This is a genomic window from Yoonia ponticola (assembly GCF_014199395.1).
Classification (GTDB): domain Bacteria; phylum Pseudomonadota; class Alphaproteobacteria; order Rhodobacterales; family Rhodobacteraceae; genus Yoonia; species Yoonia ponticola.
Map to the genome: position 1 here is coordinate 1 of NZ_JACIJM010000014.1, position 26,090 is coordinate 26,090.

At 59.9% G+C, this 26,090-nt stretch carries 18 protein-coding genes; 4 read left to right on the top strand and 14 right to left on the bottom strand.

The annotated features are described in order from the left end of the window. Positions 1 to 388 precede the first annotated feature (388 nt). From FHS72_RS16685 to FHS72_RS16705, 5 genes are all read right to left on the bottom strand, one after another. Positions 389 to 961 (bottom strand): recombinase family protein, encoded by a 573-nt coding sequence (locus tag FHS72_RS16685; protein WP_047998169.1) that lies wholly within the window; start codon positions 959 to 961, stop codon positions 389 to 391. 119 nt (positions 962 to 1,080) lie between these two features. Next, positions 1,081 to 1,428, bottom strand: a complete 348-nt coding sequence (locus tag FHS72_RS16690) for a TniQ family protein (RefSeq protein WP_139210116.1) — start codon at positions 1,426 to 1,428, stop codon at positions 1,081 to 1,083. Continuing rightward, a complete protein-coding gene (locus tag FHS72_RS16695) occupies positions 1,425 to 2,321 on the bottom strand; it encodes a TniB family NTP-binding protein (protein WP_091846272.1) in 897 nt (298 codons plus the stop codon). The genes FHS72_RS16690 and FHS72_RS16695 overlap by 4 nt, the downstream gene beginning before the upstream one ends. A 5-nt stretch (positions 2,322 to 2,326) precedes the next feature. Then, positions 2,327 to 3,988 (bottom strand): Mu transposase C-terminal domain-containing protein, encoded by a 1,662-nt coding sequence (locus FHS72_RS16700; RefSeq protein ID WP_183530902.1) that lies wholly within the window; start codon positions 3,986 to 3,988, stop codon positions 2,327 to 2,329. Positions 3,989 to 4,249: 261 nt separating this feature from the next. Next, positions 4,250 to 4,813, bottom strand: coding sequence for an HD domain-containing protein (locus FHS72_RS16705; RefSeq protein ID WP_221235457.1), 564 nt, complete (start codon positions 4,811 to 4,813; stop codon positions 4,250 to 4,252). Between the two features lie 147 nt (positions 4,814 to 4,960). On the opposite strand from FHS72_RS16705, the gene FHS72_RS16710 reads away from it, so the two are divergent. Together FHS72_RS16710 and FHS72_RS16715 are read left to right on the top strand one after the other, a co-directional pair. Then, on the top strand, positions 4,961 to 6,559 hold the full coding sequence (locus tag FHS72_RS16710) for an adenylosuccinate synthetase (RefSeq protein WP_183530903.1): 1,599 nt from the start codon (positions 4,961 to 4,963) through the stop codon (positions 6,557 to 6,559). Further along, a complete protein-coding gene (locus FHS72_RS16715) occupies positions 6,559 to 7,251 on the top strand; it encodes a DUF7002 family protein (RefSeq protein ID WP_183530904.1) in 693 nt (230 codons plus the stop codon). Before FHS72_RS16710 ends, FHS72_RS16715 begins: the two co-directional genes overlap by 1 nt. 13 nt (positions 7,252 to 7,264) lie before the next feature. On the opposite strand, the gene FHS72_RS16720 is transcribed toward FHS72_RS16715, so the two are convergent. The 6 genes from FHS72_RS16720 to FHS72_RS16745 all read right to left on the bottom strand — a co-directional run bounded on the left by FHS72_RS16720 (position 7,265) and on the right by FHS72_RS16745 (position 16,036). Further along, positions 7,265 to 8,620, bottom strand: a complete 1,356-nt coding sequence (locus FHS72_RS16720) for a hypothetical protein (protein ID WP_183530905.1) — start codon at positions 8,618 to 8,620, stop codon at positions 7,265 to 7,267. 261 nt (positions 8,621 to 8,881) lie between these two features. After that, positions 8,882 to 10,882, bottom strand: coding sequence for a type IV secretory system conjugative DNA transfer family protein (locus tag FHS72_RS16725; RefSeq protein WP_183530933.1), 2,001 nt, complete (start codon positions 10,880 to 10,882; stop codon positions 8,882 to 8,884). An 8-nt stretch (positions 10,883 to 10,890) separates the two neighbouring features. Continuing rightward, positions 10,891 to 13,224, bottom strand: a complete 2,334-nt coding sequence (locus tag FHS72_RS16730) for a relaxase/mobilization nuclease domain-containing protein (protein ID WP_183530906.1) — start codon at positions 13,222 to 13,224, stop codon at positions 10,891 to 10,893. Next, entirely contained in the window at positions 13,211 to 13,804 is a 594-nt protein-coding gene (locus FHS72_RS16735; protein WP_183530907.1) for a helix-turn-helix domain-containing protein, read from the bottom strand. Before FHS72_RS16735 ends, FHS72_RS16730 begins: the two co-directional genes overlap by 14 nt. 560 nt (positions 13,805 to 14,364) lie before the next feature. Continuing rightward, positions 14,365 to 14,571, bottom strand: coding sequence for a hypothetical protein (locus tag FHS72_RS16740; protein ID WP_007120662.1), 207 nt, complete (start codon positions 14,569 to 14,571; stop codon positions 14,365 to 14,367). Between the two features lie 535 nt (positions 14,572 to 15,106). Continuing rightward, the gene (locus FHS72_RS16745; RefSeq protein ID WP_183530908.1) at positions 15,107 to 16,036 is read right to left on the bottom strand and encodes a DUF2493 domain-containing protein; all 930 of its coding nucleotides are present in this window, start codon (positions 16,034 to 16,036) and stop codon (positions 15,107 to 15,109) included. A 683-nt stretch (positions 16,037 to 16,719) separates the two neighbouring features. Between FHS72_RS16745 and FHS72_RS16750 the strand changes: the two genes are divergently transcribed. Together FHS72_RS16750 and FHS72_RS16755 are read left to right on the top strand one after the other, a co-directional pair. After that, positions 16,720 to 17,802, top strand: coding sequence for an AAA family ATPase (locus tag FHS72_RS16750; protein WP_132998390.1), 1,083 nt, complete (start codon positions 16,720 to 16,722; stop codon positions 17,800 to 17,802). Next, on the top strand, positions 17,708 to 20,173 hold the full coding sequence (locus FHS72_RS16755) for a S8 family peptidase (RefSeq protein ID WP_240790921.1): 2,466 nt from the start codon (positions 17,708 to 17,710) through the stop codon (positions 20,171 to 20,173). Before FHS72_RS16750 ends, FHS72_RS16755 begins: the two co-directional genes overlap by 95 nt. Positions 20,174 to 20,340: 167 nt before the next feature. Here FHS72_RS16755 and FHS72_RS16760 read toward each other — a convergent pair whose 3' ends face one another. The 3 genes from FHS72_RS16760 to FHS72_RS16770 all read right to left on the bottom strand — a co-directional run bounded on the left by FHS72_RS16760 (position 20,341) and on the right by FHS72_RS16770 (position 25,789). Beyond that, positions 20,341 to 21,069, bottom strand: a complete 729-nt coding sequence (locus FHS72_RS16760; RefSeq protein ID WP_074637384.1) for a DUF736 family protein — start codon at positions 21,067 to 21,069, stop codon at positions 20,341 to 20,343. 125 nt (positions 21,070 to 21,194) lie between these two features. After that, positions 21,195 to 21,500: a hypothetical protein gene (locus FHS72_RS16765; RefSeq protein ID WP_074637386.1), complete on the bottom strand. Its 306-nt coding sequence runs from the start codon at positions 21,498 to 21,500 to the stop codon at positions 21,195 to 21,197. A gap of 14 nt (positions 21,501 to 21,514) precedes the next feature. Next, positions 21,515 to 25,789 (bottom strand): strawberry notch family protein, encoded by a 4,275-nt coding sequence (locus FHS72_RS16770; protein WP_183530909.1) that lies wholly within the window; start codon positions 25,787 to 25,789, stop codon positions 21,515 to 21,517. Positions 25,790 to 26,090 lie beyond the last annotated feature (301 nt).

A 26,090-nucleotide genomic window follows, 5' to 3' on the forward strand; every position in this document is an offset into this window, starting at 1 on the left:
ACCAGACTGCGAAGAGAAGCGTGACCCGGATGAGTGACAATGACCCGAAACTAAAAAGGAAAAGGAGCTTGACCCAAACACCCAATTAGAGAAGCTGACATTCGCTGCGCTTGCACAGACACCTCAAAAACGACCGTTTGTTGAACGGTTCACCAGACCGGACATCGGTGCACGTGCAGCGAAGGTCTGGAAAGTCCGCACCTCGATGGTTGATCCCGGTTGCAGCGAAAGGGCGGTCTGAATTTCGCGCCTCAGACTGGCTTGCAATGGCCGGTCTGGCGACATCGGCCGCAACGCAGCGATAAGCGTGCCGCACCTGCGAGGAGATGCTGCGGCAGCGAAACGCTAAAAACGAATGACGGTTTTGTCCGCATAGCAGCCAGCGGACCTAATCCGGGTCTGCGTCCGCTTTGGCACTTCCTGTATCCAGCGCTCTATATACGGTCATGCGCGAAACCCCCAGGTCTCGGGCAATCTGGGCTTTGGATGTGCCCGCTGCAGCCAGTCTCTGAATTTCAGCGTCATCGACCTTCTTCTGCCGCCCCTTGTAGATCCCCTTGCCCTTTGCGGCGTTGATCCCTGCGCGTTGGCGGTCGCGAATGAACTTCAGCTCCATGTCAGCGACCATGCCGAGGACAGTGATCACCATGCGCCCCATGTCGCCGGCCGTCGTCACCTCGGGTTCAAGGATACGCAACGACGCGCCCTTCGCATCCAACTCATGCACCAGATTCAGAACGTCTCGGGTTGACCGCCCAAGGCGGTCGAGGCGATGCACGACCAGCTCGTCACCTGCACGCAAAAACTCCAGGACGGTTGCCAGTTCGGTGCGACCGTCACGGGATGCTCCAGAGCCGGTTTCGGCGCGGACAATTTCACAGCCTGCCGCCTTCAGTTTGGCTTTCTGGATTTCGAGATCCTGACTTGTTGAGCTGACGCGGGCGTAACCGATCTTGGGCATGTAGAAATGTCACTTTAGGGTGGCTATATTCCTGATACTGTCACAATGCCTGTTGCGCCACTCATTTGTGACATTTTCTGCTGTCACATTCATGCGTCCCTCACGGGTGTGCCCAAATGTTACGATTTTGGCGGGAAAGCCCACTCATATCTTTGTCGGCCCTCGGGCGTGGCTATCCATGCTTCGAGTTCCGCGTATAGGCGTGCGACATTGCGGCGACGGCGCGCCTCGAAACCGCGCAATTCATCGATTGGAATACCAAGCCCGACAGCGAGGCGCTCCAAGACATCCTCTGTGGGTTGCGTGAAGGAGCGGGCCTCTTCATCCGCATGCGCAATCTTGAGAGCATGATAGCAGAAGCTTTCGAAGGTGACGCCATAGAGACGGGCTAGGCTTTGCACATATTGCCGTAAAGTCTCGATCTCCTTGGGGGGCGGGTGCAGCGGCCATGCGGGTTCCCCCGTCATGCCCGAAGTTCCCGTTCCATCATCTGCCGCCGGTAGGAGGGTGCCTGGAAAGGGCAGCCCAGCAGGTCTTCTCTCTCGATGCGTTCCCGTCCTTCCGTCAGGGCATGCGCTGCTGCGCTCGAAAGAAGCTGGTGCATTTCTCCGATCAGGCCCTCCGAGCGCTCCACAATCACCTTGCGCAACGCAGGCAGACCGAGACCGGACCGCCCGCGCAGGGGGATCACTGTCTCGAAGCTGGCCAGCAGCCGCCCGGTCTCGGCATCGTCACCCCACATCGATAGCAAAAAGGGCTGGAAGCGGTTTTCGAGTTGGTCGTCCAACCGGAGAGCCAGCCATGCATCCTTGGTCCCAAGCGCGACAATCGGGATACGCAGCTCGTTGCCCAGATACCGGATGAGCCCCAAAATTTCGCGCTGCCGCGATGATGGGCCGCAAAGCAGGTTGTGCAACTCGTCAATGACGAGCAGCCGCACCCCGCATGCCCGCATGAGATTCAGTGTCAGTGCATTGCGCCGGTCGGTCTTTCGGATGTTCCCGAGAGGTGATCCCAATGCGTCAAGCAACTGTGCGTAGAAACGGGGCGCGGTCACGTCCGGCATCATCTGGACCGACAGGACCGGAAAGATATGTCGGTCCCTTTCTTCCGAACTTCTTCGGGGGTGCTGGCGCTGGAATTTCTCGGCGATGGTCGATTTGCCGTTGTTGCTCGGCCCGACAACCAGCATGTTCTGCGGTCGAACACGGCCGGGTTGCGTCGCCAACAGCATGTCCATGCGTTTCAGGGCATCCTGCGCGCGGGAATAGCCGATCCAGCGGTCGGTTGCGAAACAATCGAGCCGTTCGATAGCAGGCTTTTCCGCGATGCGTCGGGCTTCGGGTCGAAGATGGTCCATCTGCCCTACCACTCTTCAATGTCGGTGAATGGTTGCGGTGGAGCGTCCGGTTGATCTTGCGCGAGCTCGCCCAGGCCGAGAGCCTCCGGTTGCTTCGCCAAAGGAGATTGTCGATCCAGCACCGGTCGCGACCGACGGCGGCGGGCACCCTTGGAGAGCCGGGCCGCGTTGCGCTCGATCTCCTGCATTTCCGCGAAGGCGGTGAAAATGCTGTCCTCGTCCACGGTCGCCGCATTGCGTTCTTGGGCACGTCGTCGCGCTGCCCGATGTTCCCAGAGCGTGATCGACGGTCGGGAGAGTGTGCGATACGGCACTTCGAGCCAGGAACCGTCGAAAGGGTCGAGAACATAAACACGCGAAAGGTCTCGTGGGTCGCGGCGCAGGATCAGATGTCCCTCCGTCCGGACGTCGCGCGAGACGATCCACGGTTTCAGGGCGTTCGAGAAATAGCGAATATGATCTACGGTGAATCCGTCGCGTTGCAACGTTCTACGCAGAACCGGAAGGAAGTCGATCAGATAGCTGCGCATGTCACGCGGGATAGCGATGCTGCCGCCAGATCGGCTCAAGGATACGAGACCTTCCTTCAGCCGGGCAAGAGGTGTGGACCCGTCCAACCCACGATGCCCGGACAGGTGATAATCCTTGCAAATCGCAACCGTCAGCCAGCGTTCCAGTTCTTCAAGGGTCAGGCAGGCCTGTCTTTCGCTGTCGTATGCGCCGCGCTGCGCCGTGTTGGAAAATGTCGTGCCCGGCAACTTGTGAATGCGCCGCATGAGGGTGCCGATCACACGCTCTACAATGCCACCGAACTGAGGTTGCCCCGGCGGTCGCCATTCGATCTCGATATTATGTTGCGCGCACCCGCGCTCGAAAGCCTGCGAGTGGAACTCGCCGGCATTGTCTACGCCGATCTTCTTTGGCTTTCCCGCAATCGGCCACTCCACATCCGTAACGCCGCGCGCTGTCATCCAGGTTTTCTTATCGTCAGCGACGTGGGCGAGGCACAGGCCGACGCTCGCGGCGGAAGGGGGATCAAGGCTAAGATGGAAGCCCGCGATCATCCGGCTCATCACGTCAATCGCAACCGTCAGATATGGCCGCCCGATTGGCAGACGCTCGAACGGATCGACCAAAATGACATCGACCGGCGTGTGATCGATTTGCACGACGTCGAGCGGGTATTTCGGGATCGGGGTCGCGCCGAGGATCGGCTTTGTGTCCGGATCATCTTCGCGAAGCCGTGACGCGACACCCTTGTCGATCAGGTTAACCCGTCGCCTGATCGTGGCTTCGCTAGGAGACGAAATCCCCGCCTTGCGGCACTCGACCTGAACCGCCCTCACGATTTCCGAGGGGCGCGCCTTCTGCCGTTTGAGATAGTGGCCTTCGATGACATGACCGATGATCGCTTCCCGATCCCCCGCGATCCGCGTCTTGCGCGGAGCACCGCGGCCATCGCGCGGCAAGAGCGCGGTGACCGCGCCGTTTTCTTCACGGAGCCGGCGGATCAGCCTGTAGGCCCAACGTTCGGAAATTTTCAGATCAATCGCTGCAGCGCGGACAAGATGCGCTGGTGCTTCATGGAGCGCGGCAAGTGGTCGAAGCAAGGCCGCCCGTTCCTCGGCCTTCTGCCACACGCCTTTCGGAACGGATTCCAGGTCCATGACCGATCCTGCCTCCTGCAACGCGCTGAACCGGTGTCTGACGGTTTTGCAACGCACCGAACTGTTTGGCGATCAGTATTGAAGTCTTTTGTGACAAGCGCGTGTCAATGAAAACAATGGCCAGTGCTGAACCTATTTATGAAAAACGACAGCTGGTAGCGGGCCATGCGCCCTCCACGCGCCTGTTATTCAAACGAACCGGCGCATTTATTCTGACCCCAGTCCTGATCAACACTGTTCAAAAAGGGATATATTGCGACGCTAACGAGCCCCGGCAAGATCATAAAATCTCGAAAGAAATGCTTCCTTTGCTCTCTCAGGCGTTAGATTATTGACCCTAATGGGAGCAGGTTCGATACCTGCTTCTTTAGCCCAATCAGCGCACCCCTCTGCCATGATCTGCATTTGTTCGGCAGCTAAGACACGGAGGTCAGCCTGCTTTACAACGCTTCGATAATCCGGACGCAAATTGAAACGTTCTGAAATAGCATCCTCTATCGCCGCCTCTAACCGTTTGAACTCGGGAACCAACTGTTTGAGTGGGCGAGTGATATCGCCCATGAAGGCCTCTGCCGCGTCGTGCATCAAGGCTTCGAAGGCGTAGTCATCGACCTGTTCACTAACGATCAAGCTGTGTTCAGCAACTGAGTAAAACTCCTTGCATTGCCCCGCATAACGGCAGACTTTCGATAGTCCATTAGCAATATCAAGAATGTCAAAGTCACTCCCATGTGGATCAAGAAAGTCAAACCACTTGCCGCTCGCCAACATTATTGTTGGTCCCGTTGCAACACGGACCCCGACCACTGAGCTGATCATATTCATATTGTAAGCCCCCATAATCACTCTAAGGTTGAGCCACACAGCCTAGTGTTGTGTAGCACGTATTTCCTAATGCTGTGTTGCATTTTTTTGGAGAGCGCGCAACATTTAGTAGGACCGTGACCCTACGGCACGATATGGAGTATCATTTTGAAACATATTATAGTCACATCCGGGCCGATCGGCGTCGGAAAATCACTATTTTCAGCTGAAATTGAGAAGCGACCCAAGGTCAAGCGTGTTTCGACACGCAAGCATATTCTTGAAGCCACGAAATGTGAGAATGAGCGAGGTGCACTCCAGCGGGCAGGAGATAAACTCGACGTGGAGAGCGATGGAAAATGGGTCGCTGACGCCGTCGAGAACGCTATCAACAATGACAGTTCAGTCGAGATTTTCCTCGTAGATTCTGCAAGAATTGAGAGCCAGGTAAGCGAACTCCGGAACCGGTTTGGCGGGGCAGTCTTTCATATTCATTTGACCGCGGCAGATGAAGAGCTGGAACGCCGCTACAAGCTACGAAAACAAGAGCTTAAAGAATATCCTACCTACCAAGAGGCTGCCAGTCATGGCACCGAGCGAGGCGTCAAGGATCTTGCCTCCGTTGCGGACTTGTGCCTCAATACTGATCATGTCGATGCTGAAAGCTTGGCAACGGCAGCATTGGCCTGGCGCGGACTTTCTTCGAAACCATATGATCCTGAACAATTGGTCGATGTTATTGTCGGCGGCCAGTACGGTAGCGAAGGAAAAGGTAATGTCTGCGCCGCCATAGCAACAGATTACGCCGCGCTTGTTCGGATCGGCGGACCGAACGCTGGTCATAAAGTTGCAGTTCCGGAATACACTTTCGTTCAACTCCCTTCAGGCACCGGCTCGACTCCCGATGCAGAGATTATGATCGGTGCAGGTTCAACCATTTCATTGCCAAAGCTTCTCAAGGAGATTTTGGACCAAAAACTTGAAGGGGAACGCTTATCTATCGATCCGCGTGCGATGATCATCAATGACTGGGACCGTGAGATAGAGCAAAAGGGATTGCAAAAAATTTCGACTACTGGCCAAGGTGTTGGTGCCGCAAGTTCACGGAAAATCCTAAACCGTGACAACGAAACCTTTGGCCCGGCTGTAAGGCTGGCAGGTGAAGTTAGCGAACTGAAAGAATACGTAAGAAACGTTCGCCTACGGATTGAAAAAATCCTTGAGAGAGGGGGACGCATTCTAATCGAGGGAACTCAGGGGACGATGCTGAGTATTCATCACGGGCTTTACCCTCACGTAACGTCTCGTGAGACATCAGTGGCTGGCTGCCTCTCTGAAGCAGGGATCGCCCCAGCTCGACTTAACCGCGCTATTATGGTCGTTCGAACTTACCCTATTAGAGTTGGTGGAACCTCTGGCTGGATTGGTCAAGAGATTGAGTTTGAAGAGCTAAGCAACCGATCCGGCATCCCTATAGACGAGCTACGAAAAACCGAGACGGGAAGTGTTTCCTATAAACAGCGCCGCGTCGCAGAATTTGACTGGGGCCAATTACGGCATTCAGTAATCCTGAACGGAGCTACTGAAATCGCCATAACATTCGCGGATTACTTTGGCATTGAGAACCGCGCAGCAACGACCTACAGCGAGCTTAATGAAGGCACCCAAGACTTTGTCCAAAAAGTCGAGAGGGTTGCTGGTGTACCAGTTACGCTGATATCGAAGGCGTTCGCAATAGATTCTGTGATCAAGCGTGAGAATGTATAATGGACGAGCAAGATCTAGTTCTGCGGTATCCTCGCCTTTGGCATATGGCGCACCAAGGGGCATGGCCTGCAATTCGTGAGCGTGGGTTGATGAGTTCCACAGCCTTGCTGGAAGATTATGTTATTCAGGGAGATCAAAGAACTCGCTTAGAGACCATGCGTCGACCTGAATCGGTTCACATCGCACATCCCGACCGTCTCGGAGCTATCATTCGCGATCAGAAACCAATGAGTGACGCAGCATTGATCAAGTGTCTTGATGCTGGGCTAACTCCAAATCAATGGTACGCATTGCTAAATTCCCGAACATTCTTTTGGTTGTCGCGCGACAGAATCTGGCGACTGTTGAAAGCACGGGCATATCGCAACCTACCGCAGACCGTTCTGACTATTGATACGGCCAGCTTGGTTGCTGCTCACAGGGAGCGGATTTGGCTAAGCCCGATCAATAGCGGTTCGACGCTGTTCAAGCCACAGCCTCGTGGGCTCGGCACATTCATGCGCATTGGAGATTTTCCGTTTGAAGAGCGATCTGTCACTCGCGCTGCAGCAAATAACGTTGTTGAATTGCTAGTTGAGCACTCGGTCCCCGACATGGCAGATCATGTGCTAGCCGTACATGAGGTAATGAATGATAGACTGCTTGGCGAGATCTGGCGATCTCCCGACGCTGATGACAACGACCACCCTTGATCTTTGCCGGAGTCTAAACCAGACGAGCGGGAGAGCCCTTCTTGCGCAGTAGATCAGCGATATGACTGGTCACACCGACATGACCATTGACTAAAACTCCACAGCCGTCAGGCAGCGAAGCTAGCAGGTTTCTGATGGCCTCGAGGCCATCAGACGCACTAACTTCACGCCAATCGCTAGCTTCTCCAGGAACAATGACCGAGCCACTGCTTTGGGTGATACCTACATGCAGCTGTACGCACCAAACTTGACTCCCATCATGTACCCATTCAATCCGAACGGGACCGAGGACCTTGGAAAGCTTGCAGTGCAGTAAGGAGACGTCACGAGTAATCTCCTTCGGAAGGGCGGCGGGTTGATGTAGACCAAGCATTAGTTGGTCGCCCTCCCCTGGCACACCTTCAATTACGATTTCATCATCCTGCCCAGTAATTGCAGCACCACTCCACGCTGCGACAACCGCATCTTGCTTAAGCAGCGACGCAATGGCGGAACCGGTGGGATCCTCTGTTGCCAATAGCGTAAAAGGATCGATCCACCCTTTCACGGTTGTAAATAGACCAGGTTGAGGTTCAAAAGGACAAGTACGTGTCCAAATCTCGCCAGAGCCTGTCGCGGTCCCAAATGAGAAAGGCGCAAGTTTTCTCGGAATTACGAGCGTTGAAGGAACTGGAAAGCCCAACCCATCTGCTACCAAAAGGCCGAATGCCTTGTCGCCTAAGTGTCGACTAAAGTTGTTTGGCCAACGTATGGGCTGCTTAGCTGGGGAAACTACGTCTTCCTCGTGCTCCCACAAAAGTGTATGAGATCCTTTCCACCCACAAGCATTTGGATGGATGCTAAACTCTGTTCTCTCATTTGCCGACCCTTCAAGCTCGGGTCTGAAGCCGTACACTTTCTCTAAGAGGGCCATTCCCAGGTCGAAGGGCATCGACAGGACGCCGGGCTTCTCAACGCAGCGGGGCGTGTCGTCTGGACTAAATTCGATGATATCGCCTTGGACAACTCCGGATACACCGCCATCACTAACGTCAATCGTTTCATTGACGATCGTGTGCAGTCCCTCAAGGCTCAAACGCTTTACCGCGGAGCAAGCGCTTTCGACAGACGTTAGCGCATATAGAAATTCACGGCTGCGTGGATCTTCAGGCAGGTAACTCCTAATATTTATCGTACCTGCGCTACTTCTATTGAAAAGTACCTCGATGGCGGCTTCGATGTCAGGAAATACCTCGTTAGCTTCGTGTCCGACTAGTCGAGAAAACGTCTGTTGAGGCGATCGATTCTGATCCGGTGCGAAGGACACAAATTGCGCTACGTTTCCGCGAGCAGCCAGTCTGTTAAGTATCTCATCTTTATGGATCGTCATCGAACACCTGTGTCTTGGAGCTTTTTGACGGAAAGCCAACTAGCGAGTCTTGTCGAAGCAGCCACCCGATTTGATGTGGATTCGGCTTCCATTCATCCGTCTATCGACATAACCGGCGATCTTGAACCCTACACTTCAGTTCTAAGCGCTTTCAGGACCGCTTTTGAATTTGTTCTAAGCCTATCTGCGCTTCCAGCGAATGTCCGAACTCCACCCCGCACGACAGACAGACAGACAGACAGACAAGCCACGCTCGCCACGCTACCGAGCAACTAGCTTTTCACCACCCTCCTCCTGCAGCATCGCTTCCATGTCTTCTAAGCCATCTACAGCAGAGCGCATCTGCGCCTCATCATCCACGCCCACTGTCTCGGCATCCGCAACCTGGCCCCCAAAATCCATTTCCATCTGTCGCTGTTCCTCGGCGATCACAGCTTGAACGACAGGCGCGGTCTTTTTTGGGGTGACGTCGGTTTGCCCTGACGATTGGCCATCAGCAGCCTGGCGTGCGGCCTCAACGTCGGCGTCGGGTCCGCCTGCTCCGTCCGAAGGCGGCGTCATCGGCATGGCGCGCACACTCAGCGGCAGCGTGCCCTGCGGCCCCCCTCCCCCCGGCTTCGGAAACGGCAACACTCCCGTCTGTGCCGCGTGGATCGTCTTGAACAGCCGATCGTCAAAATATTGGATCCGCTTCGCGCGGACCGGCATCTGGGCATCGATGACCATGACGATCTCGTCGAGCGGTAGGCGGCGCGCCTCATCCTCCGGCAGGAGAGAGCTTTCTTCGGTCCGGGTGGACTGGCTACGGCCCTCGAAGGGGTTTTTGCCGATGGACTGGGATCGCGTAATGACGGTCTTCGTGGTCTTGCCAACCGCCTTGCTCAGTTCTTCGACGGTCTTTTCGTCAGAGGGCGTGAGGTAGAGCTTCACCCCGGCATTCCCCTGCAAGGCGCGGCGGGTGTTTTCGCCGTAGATTTCATCAAGGGCGGGGATGGTTTGGGTGACCACAGCGAGGTGACCACGATAGGTCCGCAGCGTCTCGATGCTCTCGACCACGATGGGCATCTTGCCGAGGCGATTGAACTCGTCGAGCATGATCATCACGGGCCACGGCTCATCCGGCCCGGGGTCCTTTTCCTGCATGGCGGAGAGGAGATCGGAAAAGAACAGCCGGATCAGGGGTGCAAGCGGCTTCACCATCAGAGGCTGGACCACGAGATAGACCGAAAAGGGTTTCTTGCGGATCGTGCGGAAATCAAAGTCCGAGACTGCCGTCGCCTCATCGATGGCCGGGTTCTGCCATTGATCGAGCCCCGAGGTCATCAGGAGCGAGACATAGGAGGTCAGCGTATCGTTGTTGGTCGACGCCAGCCGCGTGAAGATCAGCTTGGCCGCTCTGTTGTCGACCTCGTGGCCGCGCGCGAAGTATTCCTTCTGCTTGTTCCCGCCGGAGGCCGCGATGCGGTAGATTTCTCCTAAGGTCGGGCGCTTGCGCTGGAAGGCCAAGAGCCCTGCCGCCACGAAGAGATCGATCCCGCCCTTGAGGAGGCCCTGCACCCGGTCATTGTCACTCTGCAGGAAGAGCGTCGCCAGGAGCTGCAATTCCATCTGCTGGCGCGCGGGATCTTTCAGCTCAAAGATGCGCAGGAGCGGGTTGTAGCGATGCGTGCGCTTGCCCTCCCAATCGGTTGGGGCAAAGCGATAGACCTTGTCGCCCTGGGCTGCGCGGTGCCGGGCCGTGGCCTCGAAGCACTCGCCCTTCACATCGAGCGTCACGGCGGAGCCTTGCCAGGTCAGGAGGTTCGGAATGACGAACCCCGTGGTCTTGCCGCGGCCCGTGGGCGCCACGATCAGCGCATGCGGGAAAACCTTCGAGCAAATGTAATTGGCGCGGGAGCCCGGCGGCCCCAGCTTGCCGAGGATGAACCCGGTCCCTGGCGCCCCGAAGAACCCATTGGCCTTCATCTCGCGCGCACTCTGCCAATGGGTCTGGCCAAACCGTGTCAGAGCGGACCCCGAGAGGGCGAGGCTCAACATCAGGCCGGCGGCGGCGAAGCTGCCGATGATCAGGTGAATAAGTTGCGCGTCCTCCGGGCGGCGATCGAGGATCGCCAGATAGTTCTGCGCGATATAGGCAAAGTCGATCTCGGCCCCGAAGCCGAGATCCTGGTAGGTCAGCACCGCCGAGGCGATGGTATAGCCCATGGCCCCGGTCACCAGCGTTACCAGAAAGACCCCTGTGGCGATCCGCGCTTTTCCCATGACGGCGCTCAATGGACCTGACCCCGCTCGGTCTCGCCATCCACGTCTGTCGCGCGGTGTTTTTCATATTCGGTGTCGGCAAGATCATCGACCACCTGGCGCAAGGCCTCCGTGTTGGCCGTCGCGGCATCGGATTGCAGATAGACCTTGGCGACATAGAGCCGGTCGAGGCGGTCCTCGAGAACCTTTTCCAGCGCATCCGCATCGCCGGATGTGAGCCGCTCGAGTTGGCGAACGTCCAGCACCCGCGCGATCTCGCCACGGAAGGCGCCCCGCTCCGCCTCGGTCTCGAAGGGCGCGGACAACTCCCCCGCCCGCTCATGGTCCAGGACACGCGCAATCTCGTCTGCAAGGCGGTCGGCACGGTCAGACCGCATCGGCGTTCCATCGCGGGTTGCGAGGATGTCGTCGCGCGTGCCAACCCCAAGCCCGTCGCGCATCTCGGTTTCGCGGCGGACCTGATTGATGGCCTCCGTGTCCCGGATCTCGACGACAGCCGCATAGGTCGCGCCGAGCCCGCGGGCGAGGTGGGACGGCATGTCCGGATAGCGCTCCCTGAATTCATCCGTGACAGCACCTGCAACGGGCGTGCGGACGTCGCGTCCCTCCATGATCCGGTCGACCTCGCGGGTGATCGCGCTGGCGCGGGCCGCATCGGTGATGGTTTCCCTGTAGGGTTCAGACCGGTCGATCACATCGCCGGGGCGTGCGAGCAGGTCCGGGTGTGCCTCGAGATATGCACGCTGCTCCGTCTCGATCCGGCGCTCCGCCCGTGAGACAACCTCCCAGTCCCGGTCCTCCACCTGCTGCGCTGTCAGGCCCTCTGCGCGCATCTCCTGACGGATTGTCCCTTCCATCTCCCGCACCGCGCCCTCATGATAATGGAACCGCTCGCTGACCGGTTCCGCTTCCATGACGCCATCCCGGCGCAGCACGTTCTCGCGCTCCAACAGCGTGCCAAGTTCCACATGTACATCGTTGAGAATGTCGCGGGCCTGTTCCAGATCGGCGCGGCGTTCGAGGTTCAAATCGCGTGCCTCGGCCACCTTGGAGAGATCATCTGCGATCCATTGATGCTCGAGCGCTGCATTTGACGCGCCCGTCTCGATCCGGGCCACCACTTCCGATGTGCTGATCCCGGTGCCCCGTAGTGCCGCGTCAATGCGCGATCTCAGGTCGGGCTCGGCCAGTCGCTCGCGCTGGCTGGCGTCAATATTGGCTTCGGAATAGATCCCGCCCTCCGAGGGGGTCTCTGACAGCGTGGATGATCGCAATCCGAGAGGCTGCATGTGCTGGACCTGCGTCTGGATCTCGATGAGACGTTTTTCCAGCACGGGACGTTCCGCGTCAGACTTCTCGGCGATCATGCCCTGCACCCGCGCGAGCTTTTCCGCATAGAGGCTTCTCAAATCCTCAAAGCTTTGATCCTCGGCCATATACACATCTCCTGTTCGGTCCACCTGCCCGCCATGCGCCAGCACCTCGCCCGCGCGAAAGAGGGCTGCGGCAATATCCTCGCGGGCCTCGCGCGAAGCCTCCGCGGCAAGCGAATGGTAGACGGTTCTGGTGTTGGCGATTTCCGCCAACGTCCGGGTCAGGTCCTGCCCCACGCGTTCGCGCTCGCGGGGCGCGCGACCCTCTTCTTTCGCCGCATAGACCTCGCTGGTGCGGGCCGGGTAATGCACGACGCCGCGATCCACCCGCCGCGTGGCTTCCAGGCGCACGCCGTACTTCTCCGCCTCCTCGACCATAGCGAGGCGGAAATCGTCGTAGTTGAAGCGGTGGTTGCGCCCCAGAAAGAAGAACTCGCCTTCCTGCGAGCGGCGGTTCAGCACCAGATGCGCATGCGGGTGATCGCGATCCTCATGCACCGCGATGATGTAGTCGAAATGCCCCGCATCGGTCTGGAAGAACCGCCCGGCCACATCCGTCGCGATGTCGCGCACATCCTCCCCGCGCGTGCCGATGGGGAAGGACATGAGCATGTGGGTGGTCTGGCCCAGCTTGGGCTTGAAGCCCGCATCCCACCGCTTGGCAAAGCGCTCGGTCAGATCCTTGATGTCGCCCCCCTCGAGCTTTGCCTTGCCATCCAGGAACCCGCTGCTGTCCACGATATGGGTGGACTTGGTGGTGAGGTAATCGAGCTGGTTTGTGAGCTGTGATTTGGTATGCGTACCGCCGCCCCGGATCGCCTTGAAGACGGCTGGCCGATGCCCTGCCGCCGCGCGCACAAGCTGGCTCTGCTTGGCGACATGCAGCCCCTGCATCGAGCCCCGGACGCGGCTCCAGCCATCCCGGAAGACCTCGCCGGTGACTGCGTCGACAGCATCATTCAGCCGCATGGGCAAACTCCCTCAGCGCGGCCGTGGCCTGCAGTTGCATCCCATCGCGACGGCGGCGCAGAAGCAGATCGATCTCGTCAGCGGAATCCAGAATGAACCGCGCCAGCCCGCGCATCTGCGCGAGGCGCAATTCGGAGAACTCGGCACTCGCGCCCCCCACGGCCCCCTGCCCCATCCGGTTGGCCCGCGTCATCTGCTTGGCGATCTGCGCGACCCCATTGCCGACCTCGTGCAGAGAGGCCCTGTAGCGCGCCATCTCTGCTGCCATCTGCGCGTCCGGAACGAACACCCCGCCCGCCGCCTGAATGAGCCGCCGCAGCCCCTCGGCCCGGCTCTCGATCCCCGCCTTCGCCAGCACCTCGTCGAGCGCCGACAACTCCGCAGCCGTGACCTTCACACTGACCGCTGAGACCGGAATTGCGGCATCCGTCTGGCGCTCGGCATCTGCTTTGAGCGTGTACTGAATCGCCCGCACCGACACGCCAAACCGTTCCGCCAGCACTGAAGTGGAAACGCCTTCCGCAGCTTCGCGAACGATCTCCATGCGCTCCGCATCGATGAGGCGTTTTGAGCGAGACATGCGAAGAAAGACCCCCTATTTCCTGCCACCTTCCACCAAGGCTGCCCCTACCTTACGATATTATACCGAGCTGTCAATTATATACTTACGTCGCATTCAGTCTCAGGCAGCCTTGGTGTCCGCTTCCCCCGCGGCCCGCAGGGACGCGGCTCTGCCGCCCTCACCACCGGGCGACCCACCTGTCCAATGGGTCCCCTTCCCCAGCACCCCCGAGGGTCTGGCCGAACACGCATGTGTTCGGACGGAACCGCGGGCGGGCGCAAACCCCACCGACAGGGCGGACAGGCAGGGTCAAGGAGGGCCAGATTTGGGTCCCCAAATCTCTGCCGCAAAAACCGGGAGGCCCTGGCCGATAGGTTTTTGTGGATGGCCCCCTTGAGGCTGACTGGCCGGTCTGTCGCTACCTGATCATTCCGAGGGAGGTGCGTCTGATCAATGCGCAACGACCGGCAACTTCGTGAAGTCGCCTCGGGCGATCTGACCGCCGGACACGGCATCCCTGGAACAGGGATCGGGCCGCCCCAAGATCGTCCTGGGGCGACCCATCCTCGTCAGAGGATTCAGTCCTGGGGATCCTTCGCGCTCGGCGGGAACATCACCAGCTCCGAGACCGCGACGGGGAAGTCGAGCTTGAGGCTGAAGAACTCCGAGCCGTCCCCGTTGCGGGTGTTGCGGAACATCGCACCCACGCGCTGAAAACGGGTGCGCTCCTGGCCATCGGTGTCGGTGAACTTGACTGGGACGGTGGCGACGTAGTGGTTGGTCATTTGGGTTACTCCTTGTTGCGATGGGGATCACCCGGCACGGGGGCAAGAGGCCCGGTCGCAAGTGCAAATGCGGAGGGTCCGTGGCCCTGCCGTGGAAGCCGTATTTGTGCTTGCCGAAGCGTGAGCTGAGGGCACGATTGGGCCGACCCCGTGCGATCCACATCTATGAGCAAAAAGGAGTGATCCGGATGACCCCTGCCATCACGCCGCAGCCACCTTCCGCGTCCTAGTTCCGCCGATCCTGGCCGGGGTGCTGATGGAGCCCGCCCGCGTGGATGCGATGTTCCGAAACACCCCCCGAGGGTTGTGCAGGTCTTCAGCCTCATGTGCGACGTTTCGACCCCTCGGTCTTGCGCTGCTGACGATGTGCGAGGTGCGCACCATCCCCAGCCCGTACCGATGCGGATGGGCCGAACTCTGACGGGCTGGGTAGAGGGATGACGGTGCTGGACGCCGTGAGCTGCCGATCAAGTGTGACCGATCGCACGCGCCATGAGAAATGACGAAAGGGCCGCCCGAAGGCGACCCTCTCAATTCACTCCTGCGACGCCGTCTTCGCCGGGTCAGCAACCCGCATGACCGTCAGGCCTTTCGCTTCCGCCTTCTGCCCGAGGTTCAGCGCGACCCCGTTGCCGCCGAAGAGGACAACCCCCGTCGCCGCGAACTTGTCGTCCAGCATCTCGTCGTTGCACTTGAACGGTGCCGCCCGACCGTGTGCAGACCAGCGCGGATCGAACCGCGCCTGCGCCACTCCGCGTGCCCGGGCCCACCGCGCCGCAATCATCTCCGCCCCGTGCTTGCCACCCTTGTGGCAGAGGAAGATCTCCTGGTTGCGGTTCTGCTTGATCCGTTCGCGAACCTTGTCGAGCGTGTTGAAGATCACATCGACATCGGTCCAGTCGGTGGCGCCCGAGACGATCAGGGGCACCCCCTCGACTTTCGACTTCTCGGCGGTTTCGCGGTCGTGCTGCTCCAGCAGCTGCCGCGCCTCGAAGACCGCCCCGGTCTCTTGCGCCCGGACGCTTGCGCGCGACCCAGCTGCCGGGATAAAGGCGTGGCCCGTCTCGACCTCGTAGCATTCCGCCGCTGCCTCGCTCATCACTTCAATGGCGCTGACGATCTCGCGCAGCTGCAGAAACCGCGCCTGTGCCTCCTCAATGGCGGTCTCGGCGATCTCCGATCCGTCGTGGGATTTTGCCAGTGCACCGATCTTGTCGGCGGTGCGGTCGACCTCCTTGCCGAGCGCCACCTTGCGCCGCTGCAGGATCGTCGCCAACCCGTGGGCCAATGGTTCGATTTCCGCCTCGAGCCCGGTCCCGCGCAGCGGGCCAAGCAGAGCCTCGAAGCTCTCGCGGATGACGCAGTCGGTCAGGATGTGATCCTCCGGGATCGGCAGCTGTGCGTCTTTCTCCGTCAGTCCGAAAAGCTCGATTGTCTCGTAGGTGTTTGCGGTGTCGTAAGCCATGTCTGGTCTCCAGTGTTCGGTTCCAAGGCCACCACGTGAGTGTGGGGGCATGGCCGAATGCCTGGTTTCCGAATCTGCCCGGGTCAGGGACGGCGCAGCCGCCGGCTTGCCGGGCGCAAAAGTTTTCCGCGCGCAACACCCGACACGCGCGCGCCCTCACGCACGGGACCGCCCCAAGCCACAGGCCCCGTCCTCGCCGAAAAGTTTTGCGATCCTTGACGCGGGCTGATTTGGGGGCCATCCGGAGGATATGCTTCCACGCTCATGTGTGTGTGTTTTGACGGTAGGTTTGCCCGACACGAGCAGGCAAACGGCCCGACCGGACGCGGGAGACGGATGCAGCGGCGGGATCGTTTTGCCCCGCAAAACAGACCAGAGCGCAATCCGGCGGAGCGGCCGGGGAGGGACGTGCTCGCGAGGCGGGCAAACCGGGACGCCAAGCGCAACGCCGCGGTGAGGCCGCATGGCCGAATGCGCGACGGACCGAAGGGCCGTTCTCGCCTGCGACACGCGAAGCCGAGCAGGGGAGGACGACAGGCTGGGACTCAGGTCGATGGTCGAGTGCACAAAACCGACACACTCCGCATGCAAACCGTGCAAATTGTCTGGTCTGTTAAAGGGTTCGGATGTAGAAAAGACCCTATCAACGCTGAAAATGATCATTCAGAAAGAGCAGTTCGACTTTGGCTTCCGCCCAACAACTCATCGGTCTCGTCAAGAGCCACGCAGAAGGGGACGCTGATCGTTTTTACGATCTGGCGATGCAACTCTCGGCGGCCGAAGAGCAGAAGGGACACACCCGACTGGCTGAACAGTTGCGGCAGTGGGCTGAAGCGGGGCAAAAGCCGCCAGCAAAGCGAACCCCTGCAGTCACCCCTATCGCAACGCCTCGCGGCGATCTTGCAGAGTTTCTTGCCGCGTCTTATCCGACGGAGCGACTCGTCGATGTAATCTTACCGGATAGGATTAGGAGTGAACTGTCGCATCTCGTCTTCGAGACGCGTATGCGCGAAAAGCTCGAGGCAAAAGGCCTGAAGCCACGGAGGCGCGTTCTCCTCTCTGGTCCTCCCGGTACCGGCAAGACACTGAGTGCGTCAGCACTGGCCGGGGAGCTGCAGTACCCCTTATTTTCGGTCATGCTCCACGGTCTAATAACGAAGTTCATGGGCGAAACGGCGCAGAAATTGAAGATGGTCTTTGATGCCATCAAGACGACACGCGGTATCTACCTGTTCGATGAAATTGACGCTTTGGCTGCGGCCCGGGGCGGTGAGAACGATGTCGGCGAAGCCCGGCGGGTTCTGAACTCATTCTTGCAGTTCCTGGATGAAGACACAGGGCCTTCGATCGTCGTCGCCACTACAAACTTGCCGGGAATTCTTGACCGTGCCGTTCTGCGCCGCTTCGATCTCGTGTTGCCCTATGTGATGCCCGATGGTCCCGCCATCCGACAGGCACTCGAACGCCGTCTGATCGGTTTCTCGTTCAATCGAATAGGATGGAAGCGGGTGACGGATGTCGCCACTGGCCTCTCAACGGCCGATATTGTGGCGGCGGCGGAAGATGCCGCGAGACGTGCGGTTTTGAATGATACTGACAAGATTGCGACACAGGATTTGCTTGACGCCCTCGAACGCCGACGGTCGCTCCAAGATTTAGGGACCAATGACAATGGCACGAGAGCTTCCACACTTCCACCTTCGCAATCTAGGACAACCTCGCCCATTCCAGGCAAAAGGCCGGGGCGGGTCCAAAAGACCAAGTGATGTCCCCAATCGCGCTGCGCACGCCCAAGCGCTGCTTCAGGCCATCGACGCGTTGCCGGATATTCCGGCCACTGAGCTTCCCGGCGTTTATCTCGAAATCAGCTCCCGTATCGACGAGCGCCTGAAAAAGGATAGCCTAGACGCCAGTGGCCTTATGCTTCTCCGCATCGAAGATTTTCCTATTCCAGGTGGCGCCCAAGAGCGTGCGACGGTGTTTGCAACAGCCAAGGGTATTGAGAACCTGCGCAAAAAGGTCGACCAGTTTCGGACGGAAGACACGCCTGATCGCGAGAAAGATGGTGAATTCATCCCGGGCCGACCAAAGAATGCAGACTTGGTTCAAAGCGTCAATGCCATTACGGAAGCGGGATTGCGTGCCCTCTGGCGCAGCCCGCCGGGCAAGTTTCCCGCGGCGGATATTGCAGCAGTCTGGGAGGTTTGGCTCGAGCCCCAAATGACCGAGGCCTTCGTTGCAGCAGCGCCTATCTTTGGTGTGACTGTGGGCGCGGATCGGCTGGAGTTTCCCGAAGATACAGTGGTGGTCGTCCAGGCCGATCGCAATCAGCTTGCCCAAGCCGTCCGGCGACTGGGTGGCGTACGCGCACTTGCCGCTCCGACAATCACTGCAGATTTCTTTGACGGCTTGCCGGTGGCCGAACAGGCACAGTGGGTCGATGAGCTTTCAGGCCGGACCACCTATTCGGATCACCCCAATGCTGGCTACGTTACGCTCCTGGATACTGGTATCAGTCGGGCGCATCCTCTGATTCAGCCGGCGCTTAGCGTGGATGACCGACATGCCGCAAATCCGGCTTGGGGATTGGAGGATGTGAAGGGCCATGGAACGCAGATGGGAGGACTCGCGCTCTTTGGCGATCTGACGCAAAAACTTCATCAGGCGAACCCAGTTATGGTCATGAACCGTCTGGAATCCGTCAAACTCCTGCCAGATGCCGGCATGAACCCGCATCATCTCCTAGGCGCGGTGACCAGGCAGGCGATCAATGCGGTCGAACAGGTTGGTCCCCGACGCCGTACTTTCACCATGACGACGACGACGGGTGAGGATACGCCGCACGACGGTGCCCCGACCTCGTGGTCGACGGAAGTCGATCAGCTTGCCGCCGGTGTTTCAGGTGGACTCAGACAGCAGCGCCTGGTGCTGGTTTCGGCAGGGAATACCGACAACTTCACCTTTGGTGCCGGAAACTACCTCGACCGATGCGATCACGAAGACAACGAGATCGAGTCGCCTGCCCAAGCGTGGAATGTTTTGTCTGTTGGAGCCTTTACCGAGAAGACTGTACTACCAAACGGAGACCCGGCCCAAGCGCTTGCACCATTCGGCGATCTATCGCCAGCTTCGAGAACTGCATCGTGGTCGTCCCATTGGCCGAACAAGCCGGACGTTGTCCTTGAGGGCGGAAACTGGGCGCTAAGTGCCATGCCTCCGCCAATGCGGCATGGATGGTTGTCGCTCCTTTCGACGCACCATAATTATCCGGTCCGATCTTTCACATTCACCTTCGACACCAGCGCTGCGACAGCGCTTGCAGCGAAGGATGTAACGGAACTCTGGTCGGATTATCCGACACTTTGGCCCGAGACAGTCCGTGGTCTCTATGTGTCTTCCGCGCGTTGGACTCAGCAGATGCGAGCACATTTGCCGGCCCAAGCGAACAAAGGTCAATACATGCCGCTTTTTCAGCGCTATGGATTTGGCGTTCCGGACATGGCCCGTGCCCGCCGCAGCGCGTCGAACGCGCTGACACTCATCGTGGAAGACACGATTACACCCTACGGAATCTCCGAAAAGACCGGCGGTGATGTCCACAATGAGTTGAAGCTCTTCGCCCTACCCTGGCCCGTTGAGGCTTTGCGCGCGCTCGGCAATGCCGACGTTACCTTGCGGGTGGCGCTAAGCAGCTTTATTGCTCCAAACCCGTCAGAAGCCTCACGCGGCGTTCGTTATCGCTACGCATCCCACAATCTGCGGTTCCAACTCAATCGCGCCGGCGAGAACGAAGCCCAATTCCTAGCTCGGATCAGCAAGGCGGCCGAACAGCCCGACGGTCCCGCAAACGACGAGGATGATCTTTGGGACTACGGTAGCAATCGGCGCCATGTCGGATCGCTGCACATCGATCAACTGACTTGCAAGGCATCAGATCTCGCAAGGCGAAACTTGTTGGCCGTTCACCCAGTCACTGGATGGTGGAAATCCAAAAAGCTTCTCGCCGAAGGTTTGCCTTCTGTGCGCTATGCATTAATCGTAGAAATCGATGCGGAAGGGTTGGACACCGAACTCTATGCCGAGGTTCAAGTAGCTGTCGGAGCCCTAATTGCCGCTCAAGCGGTTGTGCAAGTTTGACTCTATTGGAGACGCTGTGCAGCGCTTCCAATCTAGACAATGCGTCTACATCGGACCGCCTCATGCAATCGCCATTCGATCGCTCGACTGACCCAGGCATGAAAAAAGGGGAACCGTGATCCCACGGCTCCCCTTTCGGATCAGATCGTCTCCCCCTCGCGGGCCGATTAGGCGACCAAGGAGAGCCCCGCGCCCGCGTCCTGCGGCTGCTCACCGCTGTCGATGAACGGGATGATCGAGAAGGTCTGCCCGCCGCGCTGTTCTTCGTTCTGCACGGCGTTGACGCGCAGGTCGCCATCAGGCGTGTTGATCAGCAGCGACAGGTAGTCATTGCCCGTGCGGCTGCTTTTGGCCATCCAGGCCGAGCCGACGCGGATCGGTGTGCCCCGGGGCGAGCTGACCTCGATCCGGTAATCGGGGTGGGTCTCCTCGGATTTGTAGCTGTTCTCGATCAGCATGAACTCCAGATCGAACATCATGTTGGCGATGTAGCCGGTGAAGGCGTTGTCGGCGTCCATGGCGGTGAGCTCGCCCGAGATCGAGCCGGATTTCATCAGGCCGTTCGAGACCAGTGGGATGATCTCGAACGCGCCGCGTTGGGCCGCACGCGCCTCTTTCGTCTGCACCGCGTTGACCCGGAACGGGCCCAAGCCGACATCGATCTGCATCGAGATGTAGGGGTTGCCGCTGGTATTGCCGGTCTCGTTCCAGGCCGTGCCGATGCGCACCTTGCGGCCCGACTTGTTGATTGCCGTGACGTCAAAATCCGGACTGCGTTCGGACATCTTGGCCCGTGCCTCGAGCTGGATGGCGATGTCAAAGCGCGTCGAATGGATCATGCCGGTGTATTCGGCGGCAGCGGTCTCGGCGTTGCGGGTAAGGGTTCCTGCGAACATGGGATAGTTCCTTCTTGGATTGGCCGGTGCCTGACGTTCTTGCCAGCGCATCCGGGATTGCTTTTTCGACCCCTCCTGGGATCACAAACTAGAAAGCTCGCTTTCCTTTCTTCCCAACCTTCAGTTCAGCGCTGGCGCCTGAGAGACTGTGCCACCTCCCCGCCGGGTACGACGCCCCTCCCCTGCCCGTCTGGTCTCAGTTGGCTATCCTGGCGCTTCTCGTCGCCACCCTCCGGTCCAGCGATAAAGAACTCTGCTTCCTCCCCGTTCAACCGCTGCCCGCTCCGGTCGGTCAGCCCGATGGTGCTGCCGTTCGGCTCAAACGTAATCAGGTATTGGCCGAGGCTGTCCTTTTGCACGCGGTAGCCGGTGTTGGCCCAATGCACGGTCCGACCGGCATCGATGGCGGCTTTGATCTCTTCGAGTGTCATGATCGCCTCCGTGCCTATTCCGCTGCCACTGAAGCCACGTTCTGCGCGGCTGACGTTTCGGTTCCAACGATCCGGGCCAGAATGCGGCCCGTGTCGATCCCGTCTCCATGCGGCAGGAACACCCGCAGCTGGAAGGAGATGATCTCCGTGAAACACCCCATGGCCTTGAGACCTTCAATCATGCCCCGATCCGCACCACCCAGCTCGAGACGCATCTCGCCTGCGACCCGGCGACGGGTCAGGGTGAGACCCCGGCCCAGATCGACAGGTACGGTGGTGCCGAGGGCGGCGGTCAGCATCTCCTGCGGTGTTTGCGGGTTGGAGACGAGGAAGCGGGCGCGCAGCGCTGCCGCCCCTTCCTCGCTCAGCGTGCGCCCGATCATCGCCGTCGCCCCGTCAGGCGTGACCCGGTAGATGCGTTCATTGGTGGTCGGAATGTCCTTCCAGATCGGCAGCAGCAGCCCGGTCAGCAGGTAGAGCTTCGTCGTGGTGGTTTTTGGCAGGGACGCAGCCTCTGCGTCCCAAAGCTGGGTGAACTCGGGCCGCTCAATGTCTTCCCAAGCCGAGGACTCGAACCGCGCCTCTTCGAGATAGCTGGACCCGTTTGGCCTCACCGCCTTGCGCATCAGCGTGACAATGTCCTCGTCATACATCTGCATGGGGCGCGCCGAGATGAGCGCCGCGCGACCGGAGGCGCGATTCACCATCGGCAGCTTGTCGGGATTGCGCGATATGGCCTCTTCGGCGCCCAGGACATACACTGGGTCCGTCACCTCAAGTCCGATGATCCGCGTCACGGCGCCGGATTTCGGGCAGGTCCAGAGATCCTCTGTGGAGACCTGTTCGATCTTTTCGCCACGCAGGGTTTCCACGCCGAGATCGAGCGTGCCCGCCGCGCGCGCCCGTTCAGTCTGATCGGCAATCCGGCGCATGAACTCGGCAAAGAGCGCGTTCTGCATGTGGATGGGAAGGGCAAGCATCCGGTTGAGAAACCGCTGGATCGGGGGAAGCTCCTCAAGGAGCACCCCGTCCTTGTCGATCAGTCGCAGGGCTGTCCAGTCGGCGAAGCTCTCGTAGCTCATCGCCTCAGCGCGCCCGGCGGCAAGATCGGCGAAATACCCACGCAGCGCTGCTCGCGCGATCGGGCTTTCGAGATTGTCCTCCTCGCGGAACATGCCTTGCGAGCCGGTCTCGCGCTGACCCTTCGTCAGGGCCCCCAGCTGGTCGAGGCGTTTGGCTATAGTCGAGGTGAAACGCTTCTCGCCATGCACATCCGAGGTGCAGACCCGGAAGAAGGGCGCGCTGACCTGAGCCGAGCGATGCGTGCGGCCCAGCCCCTGGATGGCCGCATCGGCGCGCCAGCCGGGCTCCAGCAGGTAGTGCCGCCGCCGTTTCTGGTTCTTCGCCGTTTGCGCCGCGTGATAGGACCGGCCCGTGCCGCCTGCATCGGAGAAGATCAGGATATCCTTCTCACCGTCCATGAAGGCTTGGGTTTCGGAGGAATTGCTGCTGGCGGCGCGCTTCTCGATGAAAAGATGACCATCCTCGGCCTTCAAAGGGCGGATGGAGCGCCCGGTGACCTCTGCCACGGCCTCGTCGCCAAAGGCCCAGAGGATCTGGTCGAGCGCCGAGGGGATCGGGGCGAGCGTCATCAACTCCATCATGGCCGCATCGCGCAGGGCGAGCGCCTCGCGCGAGACGACGAGCGCGCCAGTTTCATCGCGCAACGGCTCGGGCACCATATTGCCGTCGATCTCGACCAGCTTTTGCGCATGAATCGGGAAAGCCTGTTCGAGGTAGCCGAGAACATAGTCGCGCGGCGTCAAGGCACCCTCGACGAGTTCATCCTCCGGGTCCATCGCCTCAAGCCGACGCTTCAGCAGGCTCTCGCCTGTCGAAACCACCTGGATGACGCAAGCCCTGCCCGCCGCCAGATCGTCCTTGATTGCGCGGATGATGGTCGGGGCTTTCATGCCCATCAGGAGATGGTTGAAGAAGCGCTGTTTCGTGCTCTCGAAGCGGGACTTGGCCGAGGCGCGTGCGGCCGAGGCATTAGTCTCTCCCGAGGCGTCGTTGACGCCGGTCGCCGTCAGCGCGGCTTCGAGATTGTGGTGGATCGTCCGAAACGAAGTCGCGTATGCGTCGTAGATCTCGATCTGGGCCGGGGTCAGCGCATGTTCCAGCACATCATATTCCACGCCATCAAAGCTGAGGGCACGCGCCGTGTAGAGCCCGAGCGTCTTGAGATCGCGCGCGACCACCTCCATGGCAGCAACGCCACCGGCTTCCATCGCCGACACGAAACTCTCGCGGCTCGGGAAGGGGTATTCCTGCCCCTGCCCCCAGAGACCGAGACGCGCGGCATAGGCCAGGTTGTGCACGCTCGTGGCGCCCGTGGCCGAAATGTAGAAGACGCGAGCGCGGGGTGCTGCCAGTTGCAGCCGCAGGCCTGCAAGGCCCTGCTGGGAGGGTTTGGCCCCCCTGCCCTGCTCGGACCCCGCCGCATTCTGCATGGCATGGGCCTCATCAAAGGCCAGCACGCCTTCAAAGTCTTCGCCCATCCAGTCCAGGATCTGGCTCAGTCGCGTGGTGCCGCATTTGCCCGCGGACCGCAGCGTGGCGTAGGTGACGAAAAGGATCCCGTCGCCCATCGGGACGGGCTGGTCCGGTTTCCATTTGGAGAGCGGCTGGATGTCGGCGGGCGAGCCGCCGAGATCGGTCCAGTCGCGGATCGCGTCCTCGATGAGCGCGGCGGACTTAGAGACCCAGATCGCCTTTCTGCGACCGGCCAGCCAGTTCAAAAGGATGAGCCCGGCGCATTCGCGCCCCTTGCCGCAACCGGTGCCATCTCCGAGGAAATAGCCGAGGCGATAGGCACGTGCATCCGGGTCATCATCGGTGCGCGTTAGCTTGGTCTGGTCGTCGTCGATGGTAAACCGACCGGGCAGATCACGCCCATGGGCATCATGCGCCATGATGATGGTCTCGAGCTGCGCCTCGGAGAGATGTCCCTCCTCAATCAGCCTGGCAGGCAGGCGCAAGTCATCACTGCCCGTGTTTGAGGGCATGCGCGGGGCAACCGAGGCCATGGCGATGCTTTCAACGAGCGGGGTGGGATGTTCCTGCGCACCCGCGATCTCGATCCGCTGCGGACGGTAGCGCGCATAGATGTCCGAGATGGGCGTGTTGTCGCGCGGGATATCAAGGCTCGTGAAAACTAGCGGGACAACGGCATTGGCTCGGGGTTTGGAGGCGGCGACAGGCGCAGCGGCGGTCTTGCGCGGGGCAGAGGATGGAACGGTCGGCCGCCCGTTAGGGATCGCCGCTGCCTGTTGTACGCGGCGCATATTGGTCCTGGTTGCGGCCACGGCATCGACATATGCCAAGGCTTCATCCAGATCCCGCATAGGGACGCGGATCATTTCGCCGTCCTCCTGCTCCTTGTCAAAGACCATCAGCTGGGTTTCGACAGAGGTGCCGAGCTTGCGGTAGACCTGCCCCGGCATCGTCAGCGCCAATCGTGGCGTCAGGAGACCGCAGGCGCGGGACCAATGCGCGGCATCGCGTTCGGGCGTGAACCCCGGCGGCATGATCGCCACCAGGCGCCCACCTGGTGCCAGGCGCTTTGCAGCCGCAATGAGATGTTTGGCGGCGATGTGCTTGTCCCGCGACCGATCGACCGAGGAGGCGAAGGGCGGATTCATCACCACGACGTCGGGCAGAACAGGAGTCTGCAACAGATCGTCGATATGTTCCCCGTCATGGCCTGTGACCTCGCCGCCGAAAACCGCGCGCAGGAGGCGCTGGCGAAAGGGGTCGATTTCATTGAGCAAAAGCGTGGCACCGGCCCGTGCAGCGAAAGCAGCCGGGGCACCCGTACCAGCCGACGGCTCCAGCACGGTCTCACCCTTGCGAATGGCTGCCGCCCGCACCGTCAGGGCCGCGAAAGGCAACGGCGTGGAGAACTGCTGCAACCGGATTTGCTGCTCCGACCGGCGGGTTTCCGTGAGGAGCCGTGAGGCAAGGAGTTTTGCGGCGTAGTAATCATCCTCACTGTTGTCGCCACGTAGCAGCGCCTGCACAGCCGTGGCCTGCATCAGGTCGTAGGCCATGCGCCAGTCCCAGGTGCCGCCAGCATCGCTGCCATGAAACGTCTCGCGCATGATACGCGCGAGCGCTGAGCTGCGCAGGGGTTGATGCTCGATCTCCGCGCCGATCTGCTCTAGCGCAGAGGCGAGGTCAGGGCGGGAGATTGAGAGAGTCGGGTTCGCTGAGTTGGGCTTGGTCATGGGGATTTCCTTTGGATGAGAGTCTGAGTTCCAAAGGACAAAAAGCCCACTTTCCACCTTTCCTCGGGTCCGGCCCGATAGCTATGGAGAAGGACGGGCCGTCAACGCGGGCAGCCCTCTTCAGCATCGAAGAAAAGGCCACGCAGCCAAGCCGCTGAACCTGTCTCTCGAGAAGCCGACATCGAGGCAGAGCGCGGCGAATGACCGCCAGGAGCCCACTTTGCCGCTTTTCGACAGCGCAGCTAAAGTCTGTTACCGTGGTGAGAGGCGACGATGATCAAAAGCGCCTTGGATATTAAAC

Bases quoted from the DNA above. Each gene is read 5' to 3' on its own strand.
- FHS72_RS16685 (WP_047998169.1), bottom strand. From the start codon at position 961: ATGCCCAAGATCGGTTACGCCCGCGTCAGCTCAACAAGTCAGGATCTC.
- FHS72_RS16690 (WP_139210116.1), bottom strand. From the start codon at position 1,428: ATGACGGGGGAACCCGCATGGCCGCTGCACCCGCCCCCCAAGGAGATC.
- FHS72_RS16695 (WP_091846272.1), bottom strand. From the start codon at position 2,321: ATGGACCATCTTCGACCCGAAGCCCGACGCATCGCGGAAAAGCCTGCT.
- FHS72_RS16700 (WP_183530902.1), bottom strand. From the start codon at position 3,988: ATGGACCTGGAATCCGTTCCGAAAGGCGTGTGGCAGAAGGCCGAGGAA.
- FHS72_RS16705 (WP_221235457.1), bottom strand. From the start codon at position 4,813: ATGAATATGATCAGCTCAGTGGTCGGGGTCCGTGTTGCAACGGGACCA.
- FHS72_RS16715 (WP_183530904.1), top strand. From the start codon at position 6,559: ATGGACGAGCAAGATCTAGTTCTGCGGTATCCTCGCCTTTGGCATATG.
- FHS72_RS16720 (WP_183530905.1), bottom strand. From the start codon at position 8,620: ATGACGATCCATAAAGATGAGATACTTAACAGACTGGCTGCTCGCGGA.
- FHS72_RS16725 (WP_183530933.1), bottom strand. From the start codon at position 10,882: ATGGGAAAAGCGCGGATCGCCACAGGGGTCTTTCTGGTAACGCTGGTG.
- FHS72_RS16730 (WP_183530906.1), bottom strand. From the start codon at position 13,224: ATGCGGCTGAATGATGCTGTCGACGCAGTCACCGGCGAGGTCTTCCGG.
- FHS72_RS16735 (WP_183530907.1), bottom strand. From the start codon at position 13,804: ATGTCTCGCTCAAAACGCCTCATCGATGCGGAGCGCATGGAGATCGTT.
- FHS72_RS16740 (WP_007120662.1), bottom strand. From the start codon at position 14,571: ATGACCAACCACTACGTCGCCACCGTCCCAGTCAAGTTCACCGACACC.
- FHS72_RS16745 (WP_183530908.1), bottom strand. From the start codon at position 16,036: ATGGCTTACGACACCGCAAACACCTACGAGACAATCGAGCTTTTCGGA.
- FHS72_RS16755 (WP_240790921.1), top strand. From the start codon at position 17,708: ATGGCACGAGAGCTTCCACACTTCCACCTTCGCAATCTAGGACAACCT.
- FHS72_RS16760 (WP_074637384.1), bottom strand. From the start codon at position 21,069: ATGTTCGCAGGAACCCTTACCCGCAACGCCGAGACCGCTGCCGCCGAA.
- FHS72_RS16765 (WP_074637386.1), bottom strand. From the start codon at position 21,500: ATGACACTCGAAGAGATCAAAGCCGCCATCGATGCCGGTCGGACCGTG.
- FHS72_RS16770 (WP_183530909.1), bottom strand. From the start codon at position 25,789: ATGACCAAGCCCAACTCAGCGAACCCGACTCTCTCAATCTCCCGCCCT.